This window comes from Pseudomonas sp. E45-MNA-CIBAN-0222, from assembly GCF_040310405.1.
Classification (GTDB): domain Bacteria; phylum Pseudomonadota; class Gammaproteobacteria; order Pseudomonadales; family Pseudomonadaceae; genus Stutzerimonas; species Stutzerimonas stutzeri_AC.
This window is the reverse complement of record NZ_JBEOPU010000008.1, coordinates 12,230-33,039: the sequence shown is the minus strand read 5'-3', so window position 1 is coordinate 33,039 and position 20,810 is coordinate 12,230. Positions and strand designations below refer to the sequence as shown.

17 protein-coding genes are annotated in these 20,810 nt (G+C 61.1%); 6 read left to right on the top strand and 11 right to left on the bottom strand.

What is annotated here, in order from left to right; translation table 11 throughout:
* The first annotated feature begins 9 nt into the window (after positions 1-9).
* Both AAEZ08_RS13390 and AAEZ08_RS13385 read left to right on the top strand, forming a co-directional pair.
* Positions 10-600, top strand: coding sequence for a cob(I)yrinic acid a,c-diamide adenosyltransferase (locus AAEZ08_RS13390; RefSeq protein WP_500124493.1), 591 nt, complete (start codon positions 10-12; stop codon positions 598-600).
* Complete coding sequence (locus AAEZ08_RS13385; RefSeq protein ID WP_500124491.1) at positions 593-1,621, top strand: ion transporter; 1,029 nt, start codon at positions 593-595, stop codon at positions 1,619-1,621. The genes AAEZ08_RS13390 and AAEZ08_RS13385 overlap by 8 nt, the downstream gene beginning before the upstream one ends.
* Positions 1,622-1,626: 5 nt before the next feature.
* Here the strand turns inward: AAEZ08_RS13385 and AAEZ08_RS13380 are convergent, their stop codons facing one another.
* The 8 genes from AAEZ08_RS13380 to secA form a co-directional block, all read right to left on the bottom strand.
* On the bottom strand, positions 1,627-2,439 hold the full coding sequence (locus tag AAEZ08_RS13380; RefSeq protein WP_500124489.1) for an alpha/beta hydrolase family protein: 813 nt from the start codon (positions 2,437-2,439) through the stop codon (positions 1,627-1,629).
* Complete coding sequence (locus tag AAEZ08_RS13375; RefSeq protein ID WP_500124590.1) at positions 2,426-3,553, bottom strand: DUF3182 family protein; 1,128 nt, start codon at positions 3,551-3,553, stop codon at positions 2,426-2,428. The genes AAEZ08_RS13380 and AAEZ08_RS13375 overlap by 14 nt, the downstream gene beginning before the upstream one ends.
* 229 nt (positions 3,554-3,782) lie before the next feature.
* Complete coding sequence (ahpF, locus tag AAEZ08_RS13370) at positions 3,783-5,345, bottom strand: alkyl hydroperoxide reductase subunit F (protein ID WP_500124487.1); 1,563 nt, start codon at positions 5,343-5,345, stop codon at positions 3,783-3,785.
* A 121-nt stretch (positions 5,346-5,466) separates the two neighbouring features.
* Positions 5,467-6,030 carry an alkyl hydroperoxide reductase subunit C gene (gene ahpC / locus AAEZ08_RS13365; RefSeq protein ID WP_003284760.1) on the bottom strand — a complete coding sequence of 188 codons (564 nt, stop codon included), beginning with the start codon at positions 6,028-6,030 and terminating at the stop codon, positions 5,467-5,469.
* A gap of 168 nt (positions 6,031-6,198) precedes the next feature.
* Positions 6,199-7,140, bottom strand: coding sequence for a Nudix family hydrolase (locus tag AAEZ08_RS13360; RefSeq protein WP_003284762.1), 942 nt, complete (start codon positions 7,138-7,140; stop codon positions 6,199-6,201).
* Positions 7,137-7,769: a glutathione S-transferase family protein gene (locus tag AAEZ08_RS13355; protein WP_011914251.1), complete on the bottom strand. Its 633-nt coding sequence runs from the start codon at positions 7,767-7,769 to the stop codon at positions 7,137-7,139. The genes AAEZ08_RS13360 and AAEZ08_RS13355 overlap by 4 nt, the downstream gene beginning before the upstream one ends.
* A 123-nt stretch (positions 7,770-7,892) precedes the next feature.
* On the bottom strand, positions 7,893-9,110 hold the full coding sequence (gene argJ, locus AAEZ08_RS13350) for a bifunctional glutamate N-acetyltransferase/amino-acid acetyltransferase ArgJ (RefSeq protein WP_427703682.1): 1,218 nt from the start codon (positions 9,108-9,110) through the stop codon (positions 7,893-7,895).
* A gap of 114 nt (positions 9,111-9,224) precedes the next feature.
* Positions 9,225-11,966, bottom strand: coding sequence for a preprotein translocase subunit SecA (secA, locus tag AAEZ08_RS13345; protein WP_041755677.1), 2,742 nt, complete (start codon positions 11,964-11,966; stop codon positions 9,225-9,227).
* Positions 11,967-12,248: 282 nt separating this feature from the next.
* Here secA and AAEZ08_RS13340 point away from each other — a divergent pair, with 282 nt between their 5' ends.
* The 4 genes from AAEZ08_RS13340 to AAEZ08_RS13325 all read left to right on the top strand — a co-directional run bounded on the left by AAEZ08_RS13340 (position 12,249) and on the right by AAEZ08_RS13325 (position 14,029).
* On the top strand, positions 12,249-12,704 hold the full coding sequence (locus tag AAEZ08_RS13340) for a DciA family protein (RefSeq protein WP_023444086.1): 456 nt from the start codon (positions 12,249-12,251) through the stop codon (positions 12,702-12,704).
* A 122-nt stretch (positions 12,705-12,826) separates the two neighbouring features.
* Complete coding sequence (locus AAEZ08_RS13335) at positions 12,827-13,291, top strand: hypothetical protein (protein ID WP_014819356.1); 465 nt, start codon at positions 12,827-12,829, stop codon at positions 13,289-13,291.
* A 96-nt stretch (positions 13,292-13,387) separates the two neighbouring features.
* On the top strand, positions 13,388-13,642 hold the full coding sequence (locus tag AAEZ08_RS13330; protein ID WP_041016221.1) for a YebG family protein: 255 nt from the start codon (positions 13,388-13,390) through the stop codon (positions 13,640-13,642).
* Positions 13,643-13,759: 117 nt separating this feature from the next.
* A complete protein-coding gene (locus tag AAEZ08_RS13325; protein WP_041016220.1) occupies positions 13,760-14,029 on the top strand; it encodes a DUF3509 domain-containing protein in 270 nt (89 codons plus the stop codon).
* Between the two features lie 170 nt (positions 14,030-14,199).
* Here the strand turns inward: AAEZ08_RS13325 and AAEZ08_RS13320 are convergent, their stop codons facing one another.
* The 3 genes from AAEZ08_RS13320 to AAEZ08_RS13310 form a co-directional block, all read right to left on the bottom strand.
* The gene (locus AAEZ08_RS13320; RefSeq protein WP_041016219.1) at positions 14,200-16,821 is read right to left on the bottom strand and encodes a LuxR C-terminal-related transcriptional regulator; all 2,622 of its coding nucleotides are present in this window, start codon (positions 16,819-16,821) and stop codon (positions 14,200-14,202) included.
* A gap of 251 nt (positions 16,822-17,072) precedes the next feature.
* Positions 17,073-18,434 (bottom strand): DUF1329 domain-containing protein, encoded by a 1,362-nt coding sequence (locus AAEZ08_RS13315; RefSeq protein WP_500124482.1) that lies wholly within the window; start codon positions 18,432-18,434, stop codon positions 17,073-17,075.
* 101 nt (positions 18,435-18,535) lie between these two features.
* Positions 18,536-20,341 carry a DUF1302 domain-containing protein gene (locus AAEZ08_RS13310; protein ID WP_500124480.1) on the bottom strand — a complete coding sequence of 602 codons (1,806 nt, stop codon included), beginning with the start codon at positions 20,339-20,341 and terminating at the stop codon, positions 18,536-18,538.
* Positions 20,342-20,810: the final 469 nt, after the last annotated feature.

The following is a 20,810-nucleotide window of genomic DNA, read 5'->3' as shown; positions in this document are numbered from 1 at the left end:
TAGAAGCGCATGGGCAATCGACTGTCGAAGATCTACACCCGCACTGGCGATAGCGGCGAAACCGGACTCGGCGACGGCCGCCGGGTTGCCAAGGATCACCCCCGCGTGGAGGCCATGGGCGAGGTCGATACGCTCAACAGCCAGCTCGGCCTGCTGCTTGCCGAACTGGCTGAGGCGCAAGTGCAATGGCCTGCGCTCGATGAGCTGATCAGCGTGTTCGGGCCTTGCCAGCACCGCCTGTTCGATCTTGGCGGCGAGCTGGCCATGCCCGATTACCAGGCGCTGCAGGAAAGCGAGATCGAGCGCCTGGAGCAGGCCATCGACAACTGGAATCAGGAGCTGGGGCCGCTCAAGGAGTTCATTCTGCCGGGCGGTTCCAGGCTCATCGCCCTCGCCCACCTGTGCCGCAGCGTGACGCGCACTGCCGAGCGCCGCTGCCAGCAGCTCAATGCCAGCGAAACCGTGCGCCCGGTGCTGCTGGCCTATCTGAACCGGCTGTCCGACGCGCTGTTCGTCGCCGCCCGCCTGATTGCGCGGCGCCAGGGGTGTGGCGAGATCCTCTGGCAACCCGCCGCCGCGGCAGCCGGCGCGGATGACTGAGCACCGCGTGGATCAACAGGCGCGACGGCGCGACGGGCTGCATGCCGCTTGGGAAGCCTTCATCGTTCTGCTGGTCTGCGTGAACCTGGCGCTGATCCTGTTCGACAGCCTGTTCGCGCTGCAGCCGGTCAACACGGCGCTTGCCAACCTGCTGCCTCAACTGCACGAGCGCTATCAGCAAAGCATCCACGTAAACTTCCAGTACATCGACCTGGCCTTCGTCGCGGTCTTCATTCTCGACGTGCTGCTCGGCTGGACGGTCGCACTGTTCGAGCGCCGTTATGCGCGCTGGTACTACTACCCGTTCGCCCACTGGTATGACGTGCTCGGCTGCATTCCGCTGGCTGGCCTACGCTGGTTGCGGGTGCTGCGGGTTGGCAGCCTGCTGATCCGCCTGCAGCGTCTGGGCCTGATCGACATGCGCCGGTGGGCCGTCTATGGGCTGTTCAGCCGTTATTACTACCTGCTGATCGAAGAGCTTTCCGACCGGGTGATGGTGCGCCTGTTCGGCCGTCTGCAGCAGGAGATCGGCGCCAGCGATGACCTCTCCCGGCGTCTTCTGCAGGAGGTGGTCCGACCGCGCAAGCAGCGCGTGCTCAACGACCTGTCGCGGCGCCTGCAAGGCATGCTGGAAACCGGCTACCGCGACAATCGCGGCGCCATTGAAGGCTATGTCAGCCAGCTGATCCACCAGGCGCTGCAGGACAATCCGGAGATGCACAGCCTCAGAAGGCTGCCGCTCGGCAATCGACTGGCTGCGACGCTCGACGACGCGCTCAGCGATATCGCCGCACGCCTCCTGCAGGGCGCCGTCGAAGGCATGCGCGGGCCGCAGTTCCAGGCCCTGGCGGCCAATCTCGCTGACGAGTTCTTCGATGCCTGGGTCTATCAGGATGAACACACCGACCTGGCCCTGGAAGAACTGCTGGTCGATGTCATCGAGGTGCTCAAGCAGCAGGTGCTCGACCGACGCTGGAGTCGTTTCGTCGGACCGACGCCACCCGCTACGCCGCCCGATTGATCGGATCAGCTCGACCGCGCCGCGCCACGCCCGGGCTCCTCGCCCTCATCCACGCCCCGAAAGCCGGCTGCCGACTTTTCGTCGAGACGCGCACCGATGATCATCTCGGTCGCCCAGTTCACCAGAATCGAGGTGTAAGCCTCCTGACAGCGCTCGTTGCTCAACGCATGGTCGGCCCCATCGATGATGCGGTGAGTCAGTGAATGGGTGCTGTGAAAGGCGGCGCGATAACTCATGATCGTTTCGTGAGGAACGAAGGTATCGTGCTCGGACTCGACGATCAGCACATCACCGCGAAAGTCGGCACATGCGGCCAGCGCGCGATTCTCCTTCGGCAGCACACGCCTGCTTCGCAACTGGTTGAGCACGTCACGATCGAGCTGCCGCTTGGGTACTTGCCATTCATCGTCGAGGTACAGCGCCGGCACGCGCAGGGCCAGCCACTTCACCGGTCGTAGCGAAGTGAGGATAGCAGCGAGGTAGCCACCGTAGCTGGTGCCCACCACGGCGATTGCTGCTGGGTCGATATGCGGATGCTGGGCGAGCAGATCATAGGCCGCCAACAAGTCATCGAGATTCTGCTCGCGTGTCACCGTTTCCTGCTGTGCACGAGTCTGCGCGTGCCCACGCAGATCGAACGACAGACAAATACAGCCAAGCCCGGCAATGCCCCGTGCGCGGCTCAGATCGCGCTGCTGACTACCGCCCCAGCCGTGTACGAAGAGTACGCCCGGCATTTTCGCTGGCGGCGTGAGAAACGTGCCCGCGATGTGTTCATCGCCGACCAGTATGTCGACCATCTCGCTATGCGTTGCCATATTCCTCCACCATTACACACTTGGTGATAAAGCCAACGTCTGCGTCTTCGTCTCGATACAGCACGCTGGCGCCTGCCGGCACGTTCTGCTGTTGCCCGTAGAACTCGAGCGACGACGCCCGCACCGCCCGTGCTGGCGTTCCCAGCTTGAATACTTCCAGCGCGGCAATCTCCGCACTGCTAGCACCGCCGATACGCCAAGACTGCTCCAGCACGCCGGAGCGTGGCTGACCACGGCCATCGATACCCTGAGCGATGTCGTAATTGCGGCGTGAGGCAAAAAACTGCCGATAACAGCTCGATGCCGCTTCGTCATAGACCTGAGCCTGGCGGACCGCCAGGCGGGTCGTCTCTGGTAGATCCAGCGCCAGTAGCGCATCGAAATCACCGTCGACAATGACCAGATCCGAGCCGCCGTAGACTTCGTTACCCGCATTATCCTGAGTCAGGCGTTGTGTGCCGTAGTAACTAGCCAAGCGCCCGCCAACCCTTACCTGTCCGACGCTAAACGTCGTAACACGATCCAGATGCGCCTCCAGAACCAGGCCGTACTGAGCCAACTCCTTCTCGTCGAGGGCAAACAGGGCCTGGTCGAGGGAATCACTGTCATCGACGCGCTGCTGCCCGCGCCCACCGGTGGCGCGTACCGGCTTGATCCGCACCGGCCCCTCATTCAGCAAACGCCGCCCAGCGTCACGGGCATCCTCGATACTGAACGCGCTGTAGCCGGCCAATACACTACCCTTCACCTGCGTGCTGAAATCCCGTGACCAGCCAACCGGCGCGACCGCATCCGGACGCACCAGAGGATGAGTGATCGCCTTGGTTTCAACGAAGGCTTGCGGCACGACGCCACCAAAGAGATCGCCTTCCTCATTCAGGCCCAACTCCTGCGCTTCTCGCAGCCCGACCACGGTGCCCGACGGAACGATGTAGGGTTGGGCGTCATAGCGCCGCGTCGGATCGTACTCGCCCCCGTAATTCAACCCCAGCAAGGCAGCAAGGCGTTCGGCCAATGCTGCATGAACAACTTTCTCGTGCTGCGGCTCGCGTGGCCGATTGGGGTAGGTCAATACGACCCTGCGTGAACTCTGCGGCTTTTGCGCATTCATCATCTTTGTTGACGGCTCCATGGACTGCTCGACATGTACGCCCTGTGACCGGAAGTCAGGGTGGCGTTCGCGTTCACTTGGGAGGTAGCGCGGTAATCGGTAGACCGCGACCAGTGCGCAATGATCCTCGCCGATCCGGTGAACACCCCTTCCAGCCGTTGCGGCAGTCCGCCGCATAAAAACAAAAGGGGAGCAACCTCGCGGCTGCTCCCCTTCTTTATTGCGCTTCGATTCAGGCCGGCGCGGACGACCGGATCAGGTGATCGAAGGCGCTCAGCGAGGCCTTGGCGCCTTCACCCACGGCGATCACGATCTGCTTGTACGGCACCGTGGTCACGTCACCGGCGGCGAACACGCCCGGGATGCTGGTCTGGCCCTTGGCGTCGACGATGATCTCGCCGAAACGGGACAGCTCCAGGGTGCCCTTGAGCCATTCGCTGTTGGGCAGCAGGCCAATCTGCACGAAGATACCTTCCAGCTCGACCTCGTGCACCTCATCGTTGGTGCGGTCCTTGTAGACCAGGCCGGTGACCTTCTGGCCGTCGCCTTTGACCTCGGTGGTCTGCGCCATCTTGAGCACGCGAACATTGGGCAGGCTGTTGAGCTTGCGCTGCAGCACGGCGTCGGCACGCAGTTCTTCGCCGAACTCGAGCAGGGTCACGTGAGCCACGATGCCGGCCAGGTCGATGGCCGCTTCCACGCCGGAGTTACCGCCGCCGATCACCGCCACGCGCTTGCCCTTGAACAGCGGGCCGTCGCAGTGCGGGCAGTAGGCGACGCCACGGCCGCGGTATTCCTGCTCGCCGGGCACGTTCATTTCGCGCCAGCGGGCGCCTGTAGCCAGAATCAGGGTCTTGGCCTTGAGCTCGCCGCCGTTCTCGAACTGTACCCGGTGCAGACCGTCTTCTCCCGCCGGGATCAGCTGGCTGGCGCGCTGCAGGTTCATGATGTCGACCTCATACTCGCGCACATGCTCTTCCAGCGCGCGGGCAAGTTTCGGGCCTTCGGTTTCCTTCACCGAGATGAAGTTCTCGATGGCCATGGTGTCGAGCACCTGACCGCCGAAGCGCTCGGCTGCGACGCCGGTGCGGATGCCCTTGCGCGCGGCGTAGATCGCCGCTGCGGCGCCGGCCGGGCCACCACCGACCACCAGCACGTCGAAGGCATCCTTGGCCTTGAGCTTCTCGGCGTCACGGGCGCTTGAGCCGGTGTCGAGCTTGGCGAGGATCTCTTCCTCGCTCATGCGGCCCTGGGTGAACAGCTCGCCGTTGAGGTAGATGCTCGGCACGGACATGATCTGGCGGGCTTCGACCTCGTCCTGGAACAGAGCGCCGTCGATGGCCACGTGCTTGATGTTCGGATTGAGCACGGCCATCAGGTTCAGCGCCTGGACCACGTCCGGGCAGTTCTGGCAGGACAGCGAGAAGTAGGTTTCGAAGCGGTAGTCGCCATCCAGCGCCTTGATCTGCTCAATCACCTCCGGCGCGGTCTTCGACGGGTGACCGCCGACCTGCAGCAGGGCCAGCACCAGCGAGGTGAATTCGTGACCCATGGGGATGCCTGCAAAACGCAGGCTGATGTTGCCGCCGATGCGGTTGAGCGAGAACGACGGCTTGCGTGCATCGTCGCCGTCGGTCTTCAGAGTGATCTTGTCGCTGAGGCTGGCGATGTCCTGCAGCAGGCTCAGCATTTCCTGGGACTTCTCGCCGTCATCAAGGGACGCGACGATCTCGAAGGGCTGGGTGACCTTCTCCAGGTAGGCTTTCAACTGGGTCTTGAGATTGGTGTCCAACATGAGCAGCGGTACCCCGTACGGAAATCAGGAAATAAAACGCCCGGACGGTTCGCGTCCAGGCGTTGGGTTGCCAGAGGGCGGTGAACAGCCCTCCGGCACGCAGGGCAGATAGGCGAAAGCCTTAGATCTTGCCGACCAGGTCCAGCGAAGGAGCCAGGGTCTTCTCGCCCTCTTTCCACTTGGCCGGGCAGACTTCGCCCGGGTGAGCGGCGGTGTACTGAGCAGCCTTCAGCTTGCGCAGGGTCTCGGACACGTCACGAGCGATCTCGTTGGAGTGAATCTCGACGGTCTTGATCACGCCTTCCGGGTTGATCAGGAAGGTGCCGCGCAGCGCCAGACCTTCTTCTTCGATGTGCACACCGAAAGCGCGGGTCAGCTGGTGAGTCGGGTCGCCGATCAGCGGGAACTGCGCCTTGCCAACGGCAGGGGAAGTTTCGTGCCAGACCTTGTGCGAGAAATGGGTATCGGTGGTGACGATGTACACCTCGGTACCGGCCTTCTGGAACTCGGCGTAGCTGTTGGCAGCGTCTTCGATTTCAGTCGGGCAGTTGAAGGTGAAGGCAGCCGGCATGAAGATCAGCACGGACCACTTGCCCTTCAGGGATTCTTCGGTAACTTCGATGAACTTGCCATTGTGGAAGGCATTGACTTTGAAGGGTTGAACTTGAGTGTTGATCAGCGACATCTGCTAACTCCTTTAGGGGGTTCAGAAACTTAACGGGGCCTACGATAACGCAGTCAGCAGCATACCGTTAATTGATTAAGGGAATGACCGCGATTGCTTTCATCTATCGAAGACACATTTATCGGGTTTACAGCAGCATCGCCAGTGACCTGCATCAGCGCCAGCGGTTCAATCCGGCCAGAACGCTCGAATCGCAGCGACACCCTGCGCACCGGCCTGGCGTGCCGCGGACAGGTCGGATGCCTGAAGTCCGCCCAACAGGTAGGCCGGGCGGTCGAAGCCTAGCAGTAAATCCGCGACCTGCGGCCAGCCCAACGGTGAGGCATCCGGATGGCTGGCGGTCGCCAGCACTGGCGACAGCGTGACGAAATCTACTCCCAATACGGCCGCCAGCGCCAGCTCCTCGGCATCGTGACAGGACGCCGCCAACCAGCGGCTCGCCGCGATCGGTCGTTCCCGCCCAGCCTGCTCTCGCAGCTGTCCGGCGGTCAGATGCCAGCCAGCCCCGGGATAGTCGCACGCCCACTGTAGCGGGCCCTTGAGCATCAGTTGAGCCTGCCCCTCGCACAAAGCTAGCGCCCGCTCCGCCAACGCACGGTAGGCGGCAGGCGGTAGCGACGGCACACGCAGTTGGATCAGCCGTATGCCGTCATCCAGTGCTCGCGCGAGTCCTTCGAGCAACCGTTGTGGGGCGATGCCATCCGGCGTTATCAGGTAGCGGTGCGGCAAGCGCGCAGCCGCGACGATCGGCTGATTCGCAGCCGGGAAGCTGTAGTTCGTCAGCTGATCCGCCGTCACCCACATCAGCGGCTGGCCTTCCGCCCCGTGGGGTTCACCGGTAAACGCCTGCACCTCCCAGACATCGAGCAGCACTTGCTTGTCCGGATAATCGTGGCGCACCTGGATCAACGGCTGCGCCGCGGTAACGACGATGCCCAGCTCCTCCAGCAACTCACGCGCCAGCGCCGCCTCGACGCGCTCATCCGCCTCGACCTTGCCGCCGGGAAATTCCCACAATCCTCCCTGGTGTTTGTCGAGCGGACGCTTTGCGATAAGCACGCGCGCGTCGGCACCACGAATGACGGCTGCGGCTACATGGATTCGTTTCACTTTCGCACTTCCTGCAGGGCGCTCTGATGCCAGCGCTGAAAAGCCGGCCACTGATGGATAGTCTCGACGTAGCTCGCTGCAACCGCCGGCAGTGCCACTCGATAGCTTCGCAGGCGGGAAGCCACCGGGGCATAGAACGCATCAGTGATGCCTGGTTGGCCAAATAGATAATCACCGCTCTGGCCAAAGCGCTCGCGGCAATCGCTCCAGATAGCGCAGATTCGCTCGACGTCTGCCCGCACTGCCTCGGGTAGCTCGGGCAAGGCCTGATCACGCGCCATATCCATCGGCAGATGACTGCGCAGCGCCTGAAAGCCACTGTGCATCTCCGCGCAGATACTTCGCGCCAATGCGCGCGCATAGCGCTCGCGTGGCCAGAGGTGTGCATTGGGGAAATGCTCGGCCAGGTATTCGGCGATTGCCAACGAATCCCACACCGGGCCGTCCTCGGTTAGCAGTACCGGCACCTTGCCGGTCGGCGAGTAAGCCAGCAGCCGGGCTCGGCTGTCCGGCCGATAGAGCGAGACCGGAACCTGCGCGCACGCAGCGCCGGACAGTTCTACTGCCAGGGCGGCGCGCAGCGACCAGGATGAGTAGTTCTTGTCGCCGATTACCAATTGCAGAGCCATGACCGATGCACCTCGAGTTGCCTTCGGAAGAGTCAGCGGACGTTAAAGCGCGGCAAGCGGAAATGGCAATTCCCGTTGCACATGGGGCCATGCGCAACGGCAATAGCTAAGGGCAGGGTTCGATCAGGTCCGGTACTCGGCGTTGATCTTCACGTACTCGTGGGACAGATCGGTGGTCCAGATGGTCTCGCTGCAATCTCCACGTCCGAGCTCGATACGGATGGTGATTTCCTCACGGGCCATTACTGCCGCGCCCTGCTCTTCCGCGTAGCTGGGCGAGCGCCCGCCCTGGCTGGCGATGCAGACCTCGCCGAGGAACACATCGATCTTGCTCACGTCCAGGTCTCGCACGCCGGCATAGCCGACCGCAGCGAGAATGCGGCCCCAGTTCGGGTCGGAGGCGAACAGCGCTGTCTTGATCAGCGGCGAATGCGCGACGGCGTAGGCCACGTCCAGGCACTCCTGATGATTGCCGCCACCGTTGACCTGCACCGTGACGAACTTGGTCGCACCTTCGCCGTCGCGGACGATGGCCTGAGCCACTTCCATGAACACTTCCAGCACCGCCTGCTTGAGCTTGCCGAACAGCTCGCCGGCAGCTTCGGTGATCTCCGGCAGCGCCGCCTGGCCGGTGGCGATCAGCATGCAGCAATCGTTGGTGGAGGTGTCACCATCGATGGTGATGCGGTTGAACGACTTGTTTGCCGCATCGCGTACCAGATCCTGCAACACGCTGCCGGCCACCTTGGCATCGGTGGCGATATAGCCAAGCATGGTCGCCATGTTCGGCCGAATCATGCCGGCACCCTTGCTGATACCGGTGACGGTCACCGTCACGCCGTCGTGCTGGAACTGACGGCTGGCACCCTTGGGCAGCGTATCGGTGGTCATGATGCCGGTCGCGGCCTCTGCCCAATGATCAGGCGACAGATCATCGAGCGCAGCCTGCAGCGCCGATTCGATCTTCTGCACCGGCAGCGGCTCGCCGATCACGCCAGTCGAGAAAGGTAGCACGGCCGTCTCGTCGCTTCCGGTTATGGCCGCAAGGGCCGCGCAGGTGTGGCGGGCGTCGGCCAGACCTTGCGGCCCGGTTCCGGCATTGGCATTACCGGTGTTAGTCAGCAGGTAACGCACCGGTCCGTGCATACGCTCGCGCGTGACGAGCACGGGGGCGGCGCAGAAGGCGTTGGTGGTGGTCACCCCAGCGACACGGGAGCCCTCGGCACAGCGCATGATCACTACGTCCTTACGCCCCGGTCGCTTGATTCCGGCCGAAGCAATGCCGAGTTCGAAACCGGGTACCGGGTGCAGGGTAGGTAAAGGACCAAGACCGACAGCCATGGATGCGCTCCTTCAGAACAATGGATGGCCAACAGGCCGAGAAAGGGTTTGCGACAAAAACGCCGCGAGCGGCAGAAGCCGGTCGCGGCGCGGAATCAACAGGCGAGGTCGGACTTACTGAACCTGCCCGTGACAATGCTTGTACTTCTTGCCCGATCCGCACGGGCAAGGCTCGTTGCGACCGATCTTCGGCTCGGTACGCACCGACGCCACGGCGACGTCTGGCTGGCCCTCGACTTCTGCGGGCTCCTCCTCCGGCTGATCCAGCGCGGACACCTCGGCATGCTGGAACTGCATGCGCTTGGCCAGTTCTTCGGCTTCGTGGCGCAGGCGGGCTTCCTCTTCGGCCGGGTCTTCGCGACGCACCTGGACATGAGACAGCACACGGATACTGTCACGCTTGATCGATTCGAGCAGATCCTGGAACAACGTGAAGGACTCACGCTTGTATTCCTGCTTCGGATTCTTCTGCGCGTAGCCGCGCAGGTGGATGCCGTGACGCAGGTGATCCATCGTCGAAAGATGGTCTTTCCACAGATCATCCAGCACGCGCAACACGATCTGCTTCTCGAAGGAGCGCAGCGCCTCAGCGCCGGCCATGTCCTCTTTCTCGTTGTAAGCGTCGAGCAGCGCCTGGAGAATCTTTTCGCGCAGCGTTTCCTCGTAGAGCTTCTCGTCTTCGTCCAGCCACTGCTGGATCGGCAGGCGAGTGCCGAAGTCGCTGTATAGCACCGCTTCCAGGCCCGGGATATCCCACTGCTCCGGCAGCGACTGCGGCGGGATGTGCGCGCTGATCGCGGCGTCCAGCGCTTCCTGGCGGAATTCGGCGATGGTCTGGCCGATTTCATCGGCGGCCAGCAGGCTGTTGCGCATGTGGTAGATCACCTTGCGCTGTTCGTTGGCCACATCGTCATACTCGAGCAGCTGCTTGCGCATGTCGAAGTTGCGCCCCTCGACCTTGCGCTGCGCTTTCTCGATGGCATTGGTAACCATGCGGTGCTCGATGGCCTCGCCTGACTCCATGCCCAGCGCCTTCATGAAGTTCTTCACCCGATCGGAGGCAAAGATACGCATCAGGCTGTCTTCCAGCGACAGATAGAAACGGCTGGAGCCTGGGTCACCCTGGCGACCGGCGCGACCACGCAGCTGGTTGTCGATACGGCGCGACTCGTGGCGCTCGGATGCGATTACGTGCAGGCCACCTGCTTCGAGCACCTGCTGGTGACGCTTCTGCCAATCCGCCTTGATCTGCGCAATCTGCTCTTCGGTCGCGTTCTCTAGCGCCGCAACTTCCACTTCCCAGTTGCCGCCCAGAAGAATGTCGGTACCACGGCCGGCCATGTTGGTGGCAATGGTCACCGCACCCGGCCGACCGGCCTGGGCAATGATCTCGGCTTCCTTGTCGTGGTGCTTGGCGTTTAGCACCTTGTGCTCGAAACCTTCTGCTTCCAGCAGACGCGACACGTACTCGGATGACTCGATGGTTGCCGTACCCACCAGCACCGGGCGGCCTTGATTACGGCATTCCTTGATGTCAGCGATGATCGCAGCGAATTTCTCTTCCTGGGTCAGATAGACCAGGTCATTGAAGTCCTTGCGCGCCAGCGGCTTGTTGGTCGGGATGACCACGACTGGCAGGCTGTAGATCTGCTGAAATTCGAAGGCTTCGGTGTCGGCGGTACCGGTCATGCCGGCCAGCTTCTTGTACAGACGGAAATAGTTCTGGAAGGTGGTAGACGCCAGAGTCTGACTCTCAGGCTGGATCTGCAGCCCTTCCTTCGCTTCGATGGCCTGGTGCAGGCCTTCCGAAAGGCGACGGCCCGGCATGGTCCGGCCGGTGTGTTCGTCGATCAGCAGCACCTGGTTGTTCTGCACGATGTATTCGACGTTGCGATGGAACAGCTTGTGAGCGCGCAGGCCGGAATACACATGGGTCAGCAGACCGAGGTTGTGCGCCGAATAGAGGCTCTCGCCCTCGGCCAGCAAACCGGCCTGGGTCAGCAGCTCCTCGATGTATTGGTGACCCTGTTCATTCAGCTCGACCTGACGGGTTTTCTCATCGATGGAGAAATGCCCTTCCTGAGTAACGACGCCCTCCTCTTCCTCGATGTGCTGGGTCAGGCGTGGGATGAGCAGGTTGATCTGCTGGTAGAGCTTGGAGCTGTCTTCGGCTTGGCCGGAAATGATCAGCGGTGTGCGCGCTTCGTCGATCAGAATGGAGTCGACTTCGTCGATCACGGCAAAGTTGAGTTCGCGCTGGTTCTTTTCCTGCAGGCTGAAAGCCATGTTGTCGCGCAGATAATCGAAGCCGAACTCGTTGTTGGTGCCGTAGGTGATATCGGACGCGTAGGCAGCACGCTTTTCTTCCGGCGGCTGGAACGGAGTAACGATGCCGACCGAAAGGCCGAGAAATTCGTACAACGGGCGCATCCAGTTGGCGTCACGACGAGCCAGATAGTCGTTGACCGTAACTACGTGCACACCCTTGCCGGCCAGTGCATTGAGGTACACCGCCAAGGTAGCCACCAGGGTCTTGCCTTCACCGGTACGCATCTCGGCGATGCGACCTTCATGCAGGGTCATGCCACCAATCAACTGGACATCGAAGTGACGCATGCCCATGACGCGCTTGCCGGCTTCGCGGCAAACGGCAAACGCTTCGGGGAGGATCTGATCGAGGGTTTCGCCTTTCTCGAGACGGGCCTTGAACTCTTCGGTCTTGCTGCGCAGTTGCTCGTCGGAGAGCGACAACATCTGCTCTTCGAGTGCATTGACGGACTGAACCGCCTTGAGCATGCGTTTGACCTCACGCTCATTCTTGCTTCCAAAGAGTTTCTTCAATAAAGGCGCAAACATATCGACAAAGACTTCCATGCTGGGGATGGAGGCACGTCCGCGGAGTCACGGCTGCGTGCAAAAGGGCCATTCTACTCGGAAACGGCAGTGAGGAAAGGTGCCTGACTGCGCAGCGCCATGACGCAACGGACGCGCTACCGGGTACCTGTATATTCGCAGCTGGCAGGCGATAAACCCTCTAGGCTGGGCATTTGCGCAGCACGCCAAAGCCGGAGGCGGCAGGATATTCCCCGAACCGGCTTCTGCTACCATTCACGCTTCTACCAAGCATCTCGGACCATCATGGCCTTTCGCCCGTCGCCGGCTCGTGCTCCTGCCTCATTGTTGCGCGAAGCGAAGCCGCTCAGAGCTTTGTTCGGCGAAGCGCTTCGGCTCGATCGTCTGCAACAGTTGCTGGAGAGCCAGTTGCAGCCCGCAGCTCGCGAGCACTGCCGCGTGGCATCCTGGCGCGAAGGTTGTCTGCTGCTTATCGTCACTGACGGCCACTGGGCGACACGGCTGCGCTATCAGCAGCGGCGTCTGCAACGTCAACTGGAAGTGCTCGAAGAGTTCGCCGGCCTGACGCGTATCCAGTTCAAGGTACAGCCACCGCCCCCGCCCAGGCACACGCCGGCGCGTACGCAACCGCTTTCGAGCAACGCCGCCGACAGCATTCAGGCGGCAGCTGATGGCATCCGCGACCCCAAGCTTCGCGCTGCACTGGAACGTCTGGCCAGCCGCAGCAAAGTGGACGACTGACATCCTGCGACAAATGCTTGCCACATCGTTGTTGCCCGGGGTCCGCCGCCACGGGTTAGCATGCCCCCATTGCAACGGAGGACGTCCATGCTGCCCAACCACCTGATCGTCGGTACTCGACCATGCTGATTGGCGCTCTGCTCATCCTGACCTGGCTGGTACTGCTGATCCGCTATCCATTCAGGGCCGTACCCATTTCACTGGGTGCCGTGCTCGGCCTTGCCTTGGTCGCTGGCTGGGTACTCTGGCAGGAGCATCGCGAAGAGCAGTTGCTCGCTCGTATCGAAATTCAGCTGACTCACGACCCTCGTCGCTGCGCTGGCGGGCAGCCGCTGCATGTGCGCCTGCACAATCACACCGACAAGAAATTGCAGAGCCTGCAGTGGGAAGTCGCCGCCTATGCGCCGGGCTCGCGCACCAACCTGGCGCGACGCGCCTACGATGCACCGGACTACCAGGGGGCAGGTGGTCTGCAGCCCGGCGCAAGCTGGGAATCCTGCCTGCCGCTACCGCTGCTGCGCGCCGGTTACCGCGCCGCCACACTGGAGTTTCGGGCCGAGCGCGTGCAAGGCCGATTCAAGAACTGACGAAACTCCGCTTCCTGCGCAGACTTTCAATCTTTGCCGCAGCCGCTTATGCTGTACAAATAAACAGTATCAATCTGCCAATGACCGAGGTGGTAAATGGCCGTCGAAGTGGTGTACCGCAGCAGTCGGGACCTGGAGCGTTTGTTCATGGATAAAGCCGAAGCCGATCGTCACGACAAGATGCTTGAGCTGGCAGAGGCGCTAGCTGCGGTGCTGCAGCAAGCGTCGCCGTCGCTGAGCGAACAGCAAGCCGAAGACATCGGCATCTACATGGCCAGGCACCGCGAGTTGTTTGCCAAGGCATTCAAGAGCAGCCCCGATGTTCTGGCGGAGCTGACTGCGCAGGCATGAAATGAGATGGCAGGTATGCCCGCGACATTTTTGCGGCAGTCAAGCCGCTGCGCCCGGGAAACTTGTCATCGCCTTGCCTGGTCCATTGCTGGCAACCCCTCACACAGGTATCCAGGCATGACGAGTCCATTTCAGAAGATCAGTGATGTGTTTCGTCCGCGCTACAACGTCAACTTCAGCATCGAGAAGCCTGATGGCAGCATTCTGCTGACATTGACGGGCTCGGAAGGCGTTGCAGTGAAGCGCTACATCAGTGCCGACCAATGGCGCGATCAACAGCAATTGCAGCGACTCATCACCAGCCTGCAAGTCAGTCTGGCCATCGAGCGCGGCGAGCAGTTGCCACAACGGATGTCCCACGGGGGCTTGCAACCCGCAACAGTGTAATGTCATCAACCTGACTGCCTGCAGGTTGCGCCGCTCTGCCCCGAAACTTACCCAACAAAAACAAGAATCCATCTTCGTCTGACAGCCGCCAGGCTTGCAGCGAACCGTCGCGCCTGAACTTTGCTGTTTCAGGCGCGACGATGAATGATCCCTTGGATGACTGCTTGTTCTCAGAGCCAGGCCAGCGCTTTGGCCTTCGCCACCGCCTGAGTACGGCGCGCGACACCCAGCTTCGTGTTGATCCTGCGCGCATGGGTCTTCACGGTATGTAGGGATATGAACAGCTGTTCGGCAATCTCCTGGTTCGAGCACCCCTGGGCAATCAGCCGCAACACCGTCAGTTCGCGGTTGCTGAGCACCGTTTCATCCGCTGCCGGGAGCGTCATTTCCGGCTCACGCTCGTAGCTCAGCAGCCGCTGCCGAAGTGATTCACCCTTCGCTGCGGGTAGCACTCGCGCCAGCCATTGCGGCTGCCGATACTGTAGTTCGTACAAGGGCTTGACCAGATGCTGACGCGCGGCCTCGCTGAGCGCCAAACGCAGCTCCAGCTCCGCCTCGGCGACCTGGCCATCGGCCTGTAACGCTTCCGCCAGACTGAAACGACACTCGCATGCGAGCCCCAGACGCTGGGCAAGCAGGTTCTGCTCGATCTGCTCACGCAAGGCTGTGATCGCTCGTGCTGGCTGTCCCTCGAGCACATCGATGACCGCCAGATAGCGCCGCACCCGAGGCAACAGCTCGTAGAATCCGGACGGCGACAGGTAACCCCGTCCTTCATACAGTTCCAGTACCTGATACAGCGCACCACGCGCCTTGCGCAGCTCGCCCTGATGCAGCCAGGCCACTCCGTTTATCAGCGGCAGGATGCCGCGGAATCTCGCCTCAGGTACATGTCGCCACTGAGACAGGCGCTCGGCGTCCCGCAGCCAGTGATAGGCGCAGGCAAACTCGTGACTGCGCGCGGCAAGCTCGGCAAGCCCGACATAACCGAAGAAACAGTAGGAATCACCGCAGGTTTCGGTCTCCGCCTTACCGAGCTGATATGCCTCCTGCGCCGGCTCGTCGAGCCCCTGGTAAGCCAGTAGATGCCCCTGCAGCAGTTGCAACCTGCCGATGAGAGGGCTGCGCCGGACGGAGTCACGCAACGCCTGGAGTGTCTCGTTGAGCACGCCGACCGCACGCTCGAACTCACCGGTGAGCTCAAGCAACTGGATTCGATCGACGCTGAGCATCACTTCGTAGAGCACGCTACCTTTTAGCCGTGCGAGTTTCATGCCTTCGCTGTTGTATTGCTGGGCAAGCTCGAGCTCACCTTCAGCCATCGCTTGCTGCGTAAGCACCTGATAACAGAGCACGCGCTGCGCCCAGGCGTGATCGGACAGTACCTCGAGCGCCTGCAGGCAGTTCTGGCGTGCCTCGGGCTCACCGCGCAGGCGGGCCAGAAACCCCCGAAGGGCCTGCCACTGAGCCAATAACTGGGCTTGCCGGCGCGCATCGGGTTGGGGGAAGAACTTGGCCAGCTCGGCCAGACAGTCATCCACTTCATCAAGTCGCGCCGAAATGATCAGCGCCCAGCCCTGCAAAACGATCAGGCGCGTGGTGCTGGCGAACAGGTCCTGTGGCAGCTCGCTTCGCCATTTCAGAAAGCGCGATACGTTATCGCCGATCAGCAACTGTTCCTGTCCGTAACGCTGCAGGTAGTTGGCAGCGACCTCAGGCTGGCCGGCCCATAATGCATGCTCTACCGCCTCGCGCATCTCGCCGCGACTGGCGAACCACTGACAGGCACGCAGATGGGCCTGGGTCGGCGCGGTCGTTTCTGCGGAGCGCTGCAGCATCAGCGCCAGCGGCTTCCACAGGCGAAACCACTCACCGCAGTTATCGATCTGCCGAATGAAGAGCTGGAGCGTCTTGAGGATATCGAGGATTTCGCGACCAACACCGTCGAGCACATGGTCGCAAAGCTCTGCCGAGAAACGCGGCATACGCGCCAGTGCCAGCATGGCCCGCCGCACTTCATCGCTCAGTCCAGCCATGACCTCACGCTGGACGTAATCACGCAGCAATGGCGTCCCGGCAACCAGACGCTCACGCAGCGCCTGCTCATCGGCGTGGAGCAACATCAGACAGACTCCAGCCGGCCACCCCTCCATCACATGATGCAATTGCTGAAAAGTCTCGGACGAGAGCGTCAGACGATGGACGCTCAGGAGTTGCTCGAGCTCTTCGGCGGTGAACGCCAGCGCTTCCGCCTCCAGCTCCAGAAGGTGCCCTTGCAGCAGGAGCCGTGGAAGCTTCCACGCTGGCTGGCGGCGACTGGATACCCACCAACTGATTTGTGCCGGCCCCATGTCCAACAACATATCAATGCAAGCATCGAGTTCCGGGCTGTAATCACGCGGGTAGTCGTCGAGCATGATCCACAGCGGCTGCCGGACTTGTCGCAGCAGCGCCAGCATGTCGTTCTCGGAACGATCATCCTTGCCCGTCCGCTCCCCCAACGCATCGCTCAACTGGCCGTAAAGCGCCTGAACCGTACATGCCCGCCCGCCGAGATCCAGCCACACCAGGCGTGTGCCCGGAGGCACCAAGCGCGCGCACTCGCTCATCAGCACGGTCTTGCCAAACCCGGCTGGGGCGCAGATCAGGCGCAGACGGCAATCGGTATCGAGCAGCGCACGAACCAGCCTGGGCCGGTCGATATGCAGCGGCGGCAGCCGAGGAATGGATGCGAGTTGCTCTACGGCACCTGCCTCTGCACTGAGCGCATCAGGAATGAAGCGTACGGACATGGCAAAGGTTCTCTTGTTCGAATCAGTCCATTGAAACACAGCGCGGTCTGTGCCAGGCATCGCGCTCGGTCGTTACCACGGGCAGCCGAAACGCCAGCCTTGTCGTTGCACACGTCGCATATTGGGCCCAGTGTTCCAGCAATGCGATCGTCCTGACCTCGGGCACCGAATGGAAATTATCATCCACTGGTTCGCCGCAAAAAAAAAGGCGGCCACCTGGCCGCCTTATTCACAGGTTAAATGTCAGTCGATCAGCGCACCCCTGCGTTACGCAGGGCAGCCGGCGTGAAGTCCCGAGCGGAGGCACGATAGCCGTATTCGTGCGGCTTCTCCTCGTTACTCATGCCGATCGCGATGTAGCGGCCGGAGATGATGTCGTAGAGCGCCTCGAACGCGTAAGCCGGCACCTTGTGCTGGTAGTACTGCAGCGAGTGGGCCTCGCCTACACGCCAAAGCTGACCACGACCGTCGTACAGCTCCGACTGGACGATGGTCCAGCTATCCTCGTCGACGAAGAAACGGCGCTTGGCGTAGATGTTGCGCTCGCCACTCTTGAGCGTGGCTTCAATCTCCCAGACGCGGTGTAGCTCGTAACGCGCCAGATCCTGATTGACGTGGCCAGCCTTGATGACGTCGTCGTACTTCAGTTCGCTGGAAGCGATTTCATAGCTGTTGTACGGGATGTACAGCTCTTTCTTGCCGATCAACTTCCAGTCGTAGCGATCAGGTGCGCCGCTGAACATATCGAAGTTATCCGTGGTGCGCATACCGTCCGAAGCGGTACCCGGCCCGTCGTATGCAACTTGCGGCGCGCGGCGTACCCGACGCTGGCCAGCGTTGTAGATCCAGGCCTGACGGGGCTCCTTAACCTGATCCAGCGAGTCGTGCACCAGCAGGACGTTCCCTGCCAGGCGAGACGGCGCAGTCACCCGCTGTTTGAAGAAAAGCAGCGCGTTCTTGGCGCGCTCGGGATCCAGATCCGTCATACCCAGCGGGAACGCCACTTCGTCCTCGAAGTGAACCATGGTGTAGCTACCGTTGGTTTGCGGGGTAGCCTGGACGATATTGCGACGGACGTTGCCACCGCGATAGCGGGTGATATGGTTCCACACCACTTCCAGACCATTCTTCGGAATCGGGAATGCGTAATAACGGCTGTCGGTGAAGTTGGCGATACCGTTGCCGCCCTCGACGAGTTCGGTATTCACAGCACTCTTCTTCGCAGCCTCATAGATCTCATCCGGCACGGCGACCGTACGATGGGTAGGGAATACACGAATCTTGTAGGTTTCGGGATAGCGCTTGAACATGGCCATCTGACCCGCGGTCAGCTTGTCCTTGTACTCTTCGGCATTCTGCGCGGTGATGACGAACTTGGGCTGCTCGTCCTTGAAGGGGTTGGTCAGGTGCCCATTCTTGAGCGGGGCGGCGTCGGTCTTGAGACCACCGGTCCACTCAGGGATGCTGCCGTCGGCGTTACCGGCTTTTTCTGCGCCCAGCGGCGTCAGCGATGTACCGAGCTTGGCGGCTTCTTCTGGGGAAACGGCAGCCATCACACTGCTCGCGAGCAGGGAGAAGGCCAAGACACTCAATAGCTTTCCTGTTTTTTTCATACGATTCCAGTTCCTCTTGATCTTGTTATAGGCCGGAGGCCCATGCCTGTCGCTGATGTCCGGCCGATCATCCTCATCGGCCGGACACTCGGCTGGTCTCCTTAGAAGTTCACGCCCACGCTGAACGCGAGGAAGTCGCGGTCAACCAGCGTGTTGTAGTCGCCGCCGAAGAAATCGGTGTAGGACAGGCTGGCGGTGTACATATTCTGGTACTCGGCATCCAGACCAATGCTGACCGCCTTGGAGCCTTCGTTGAACAGACCGTTGGGGCCGTAGCCGTCGACGTCGTGGGAGAAGGACAGGTTGGGCTTGAGGTTGATGCCGGCGAAGACGTTGTCGTAGTCCGCGATGCCACGCAGGCGGTAGCCCCAGGAGTTGGCGGTGACGAAACCGTGGCGGCCGTAGCGGGCCAAAGCGGCTGGATCATCCGGGGTGCCGTAGATAGGATCACGCCCATAGCGCAGTTCGCTGGTGCTCTCGAGACCGCCGACATGCGTGTAGCCGACCTCGCCCACCACGGTCACCCTACCAGCGCCCAGTACTTGATCGAAGAAGTGAGTGAATGTGGTCTGCAACTGGGTGATTTCCTTGCGGTTGTAGCCGCGATTTTCTGCACCGAAAGTACTTTCAATGGGAGAGGTTCCCGGCGCAAGGGGATTAAGCAAAGCCCGAGTGAGGTCTTGAGTATTCAGCTGAACCGGTGCATTGGGTCGATAGCTGATCTCACCAAACCACGCGGTGCCAGTGGGCAATGTCGTAGAGAAGCTAAGGCCGTAAAGCTGGATATCTTCGGGGTACTCAAGGTAATAGCGGCCGTTGCCAAGCATGACGCTCTGCGCCAAACCAGAGCCAGCACCAGGCACGAGCCCATTAGCTGTACCGATAATGCCAGGCAGCTGCGCTGCGGTAGCCAAGCCAGCAGATCGCGTACTGACGTTTGGCGTCCGACTGTGGTAATTCATGAAATACGCACCATACTCGGTGGCATCACCCAACCAGCGCAATGCAAGACCGAACTGCCCCGAATCACGTGCATCCCGGTCGCCAGCTCGCGGCAAAACCACACCCTCAGGAGTGACTTCGAACCCCTGCCCGAACGCAGCAGCGACGGGTTGAAGAGGAGCGATTGCCGGGCTGCCCACGTGGTAGTTGGCATCACAACCATCCTGAACGACATCTACAGCGAAGAAAGTACCGCAATTATCGGCAACGGTCTGATCCCACTCGAGTTGATAGAACGCCTCCATGCTCAACCGGTCGGTCAGGCTCTGCGAGATGTAGAACATATTGACCGGAATCAGCCCCTCTTTGATCTCAGCACCCGGCCGGCGGAATGCTGCAGCGTCCAAGGGATTGATGGAGTTTATGCTGTTACCGATAAAGGTACTTTCGCCCCAGCTCACTACCTGCTTCCCAAGACGGACGGTCCCGGGCAGATCACCAACGGAATAATTGTGATAGACGAACGCGTCCAGAATTTGCGCGCCGGATGATTGAGCGGCTTCTTTCCGGTTGCTGTCGCTGATGTCCTTGAAAAGACGACTCTCATCCTTCAGCTCGAAGTCATACCAATACTTGCCGCGAACGAAGGCACCGCTATCGCGATAACGAAGCTCGAGATCGTGCACACCCTTGAAAATCTTGGAGAAGGTCTCGCCCTTCTTGAAGTTCAGACGACCATCGTCGCCGGTCTGGGTAAAGCCGGTACCGCCGTTGTTGATGCCGACCAGATCCCTGTCCCTGTCCGCCATGGACCAGCTGGCACCGATGGACATCGCCGAGTCGAATTGCCCTTCGATCTCGCCGATATTGAAGCTCACGGCGTAAGCCGGGGCGGCAGTGCCCAGCGCTACGGCGAGAGCTAGGGACTTCGGCTGGAAGATTCCTTGCCTTGTTGTTTTTGTCATGAGGCGCTCCTGATTGGTTCGAAGTGCGTAAACCCTACCCAGACGTAGAAGGAGGGTTAAGCGCACTAAGGTTTGATTTAGCTTGTAATCCTTTAGTATGAATAGCCTTTCCAGCATTGGCTTTCAGCGTGATTTCGTTCAGCCATGCGTATTTAAGGATGTTCTGAGCTTAGCCGTGAACGCTAGAAGCGCAAAGCCCGCCGCAGAGCCTTTCGTGCGGTTGAAATGAAGAAATGTCGGCTGGCTATCCGAAAGTAGTATTCACCATGCCGATAAGCAGCCCAATCCATCTGGATCAAGGCAGCCGGCATTGTGAAACACCAAACGCAGCCAGCGCGAGAACGAGCGGATCAGGCGCGGACACGCCACCGCTGCGTTACTTTAGGAAGCGCATATGGGGCCAATCGAAACGTAACTGCCGCAGCTCCCAGATCGCAGCGCGCATGACTGCCGCCAGGTCGGCGAATCG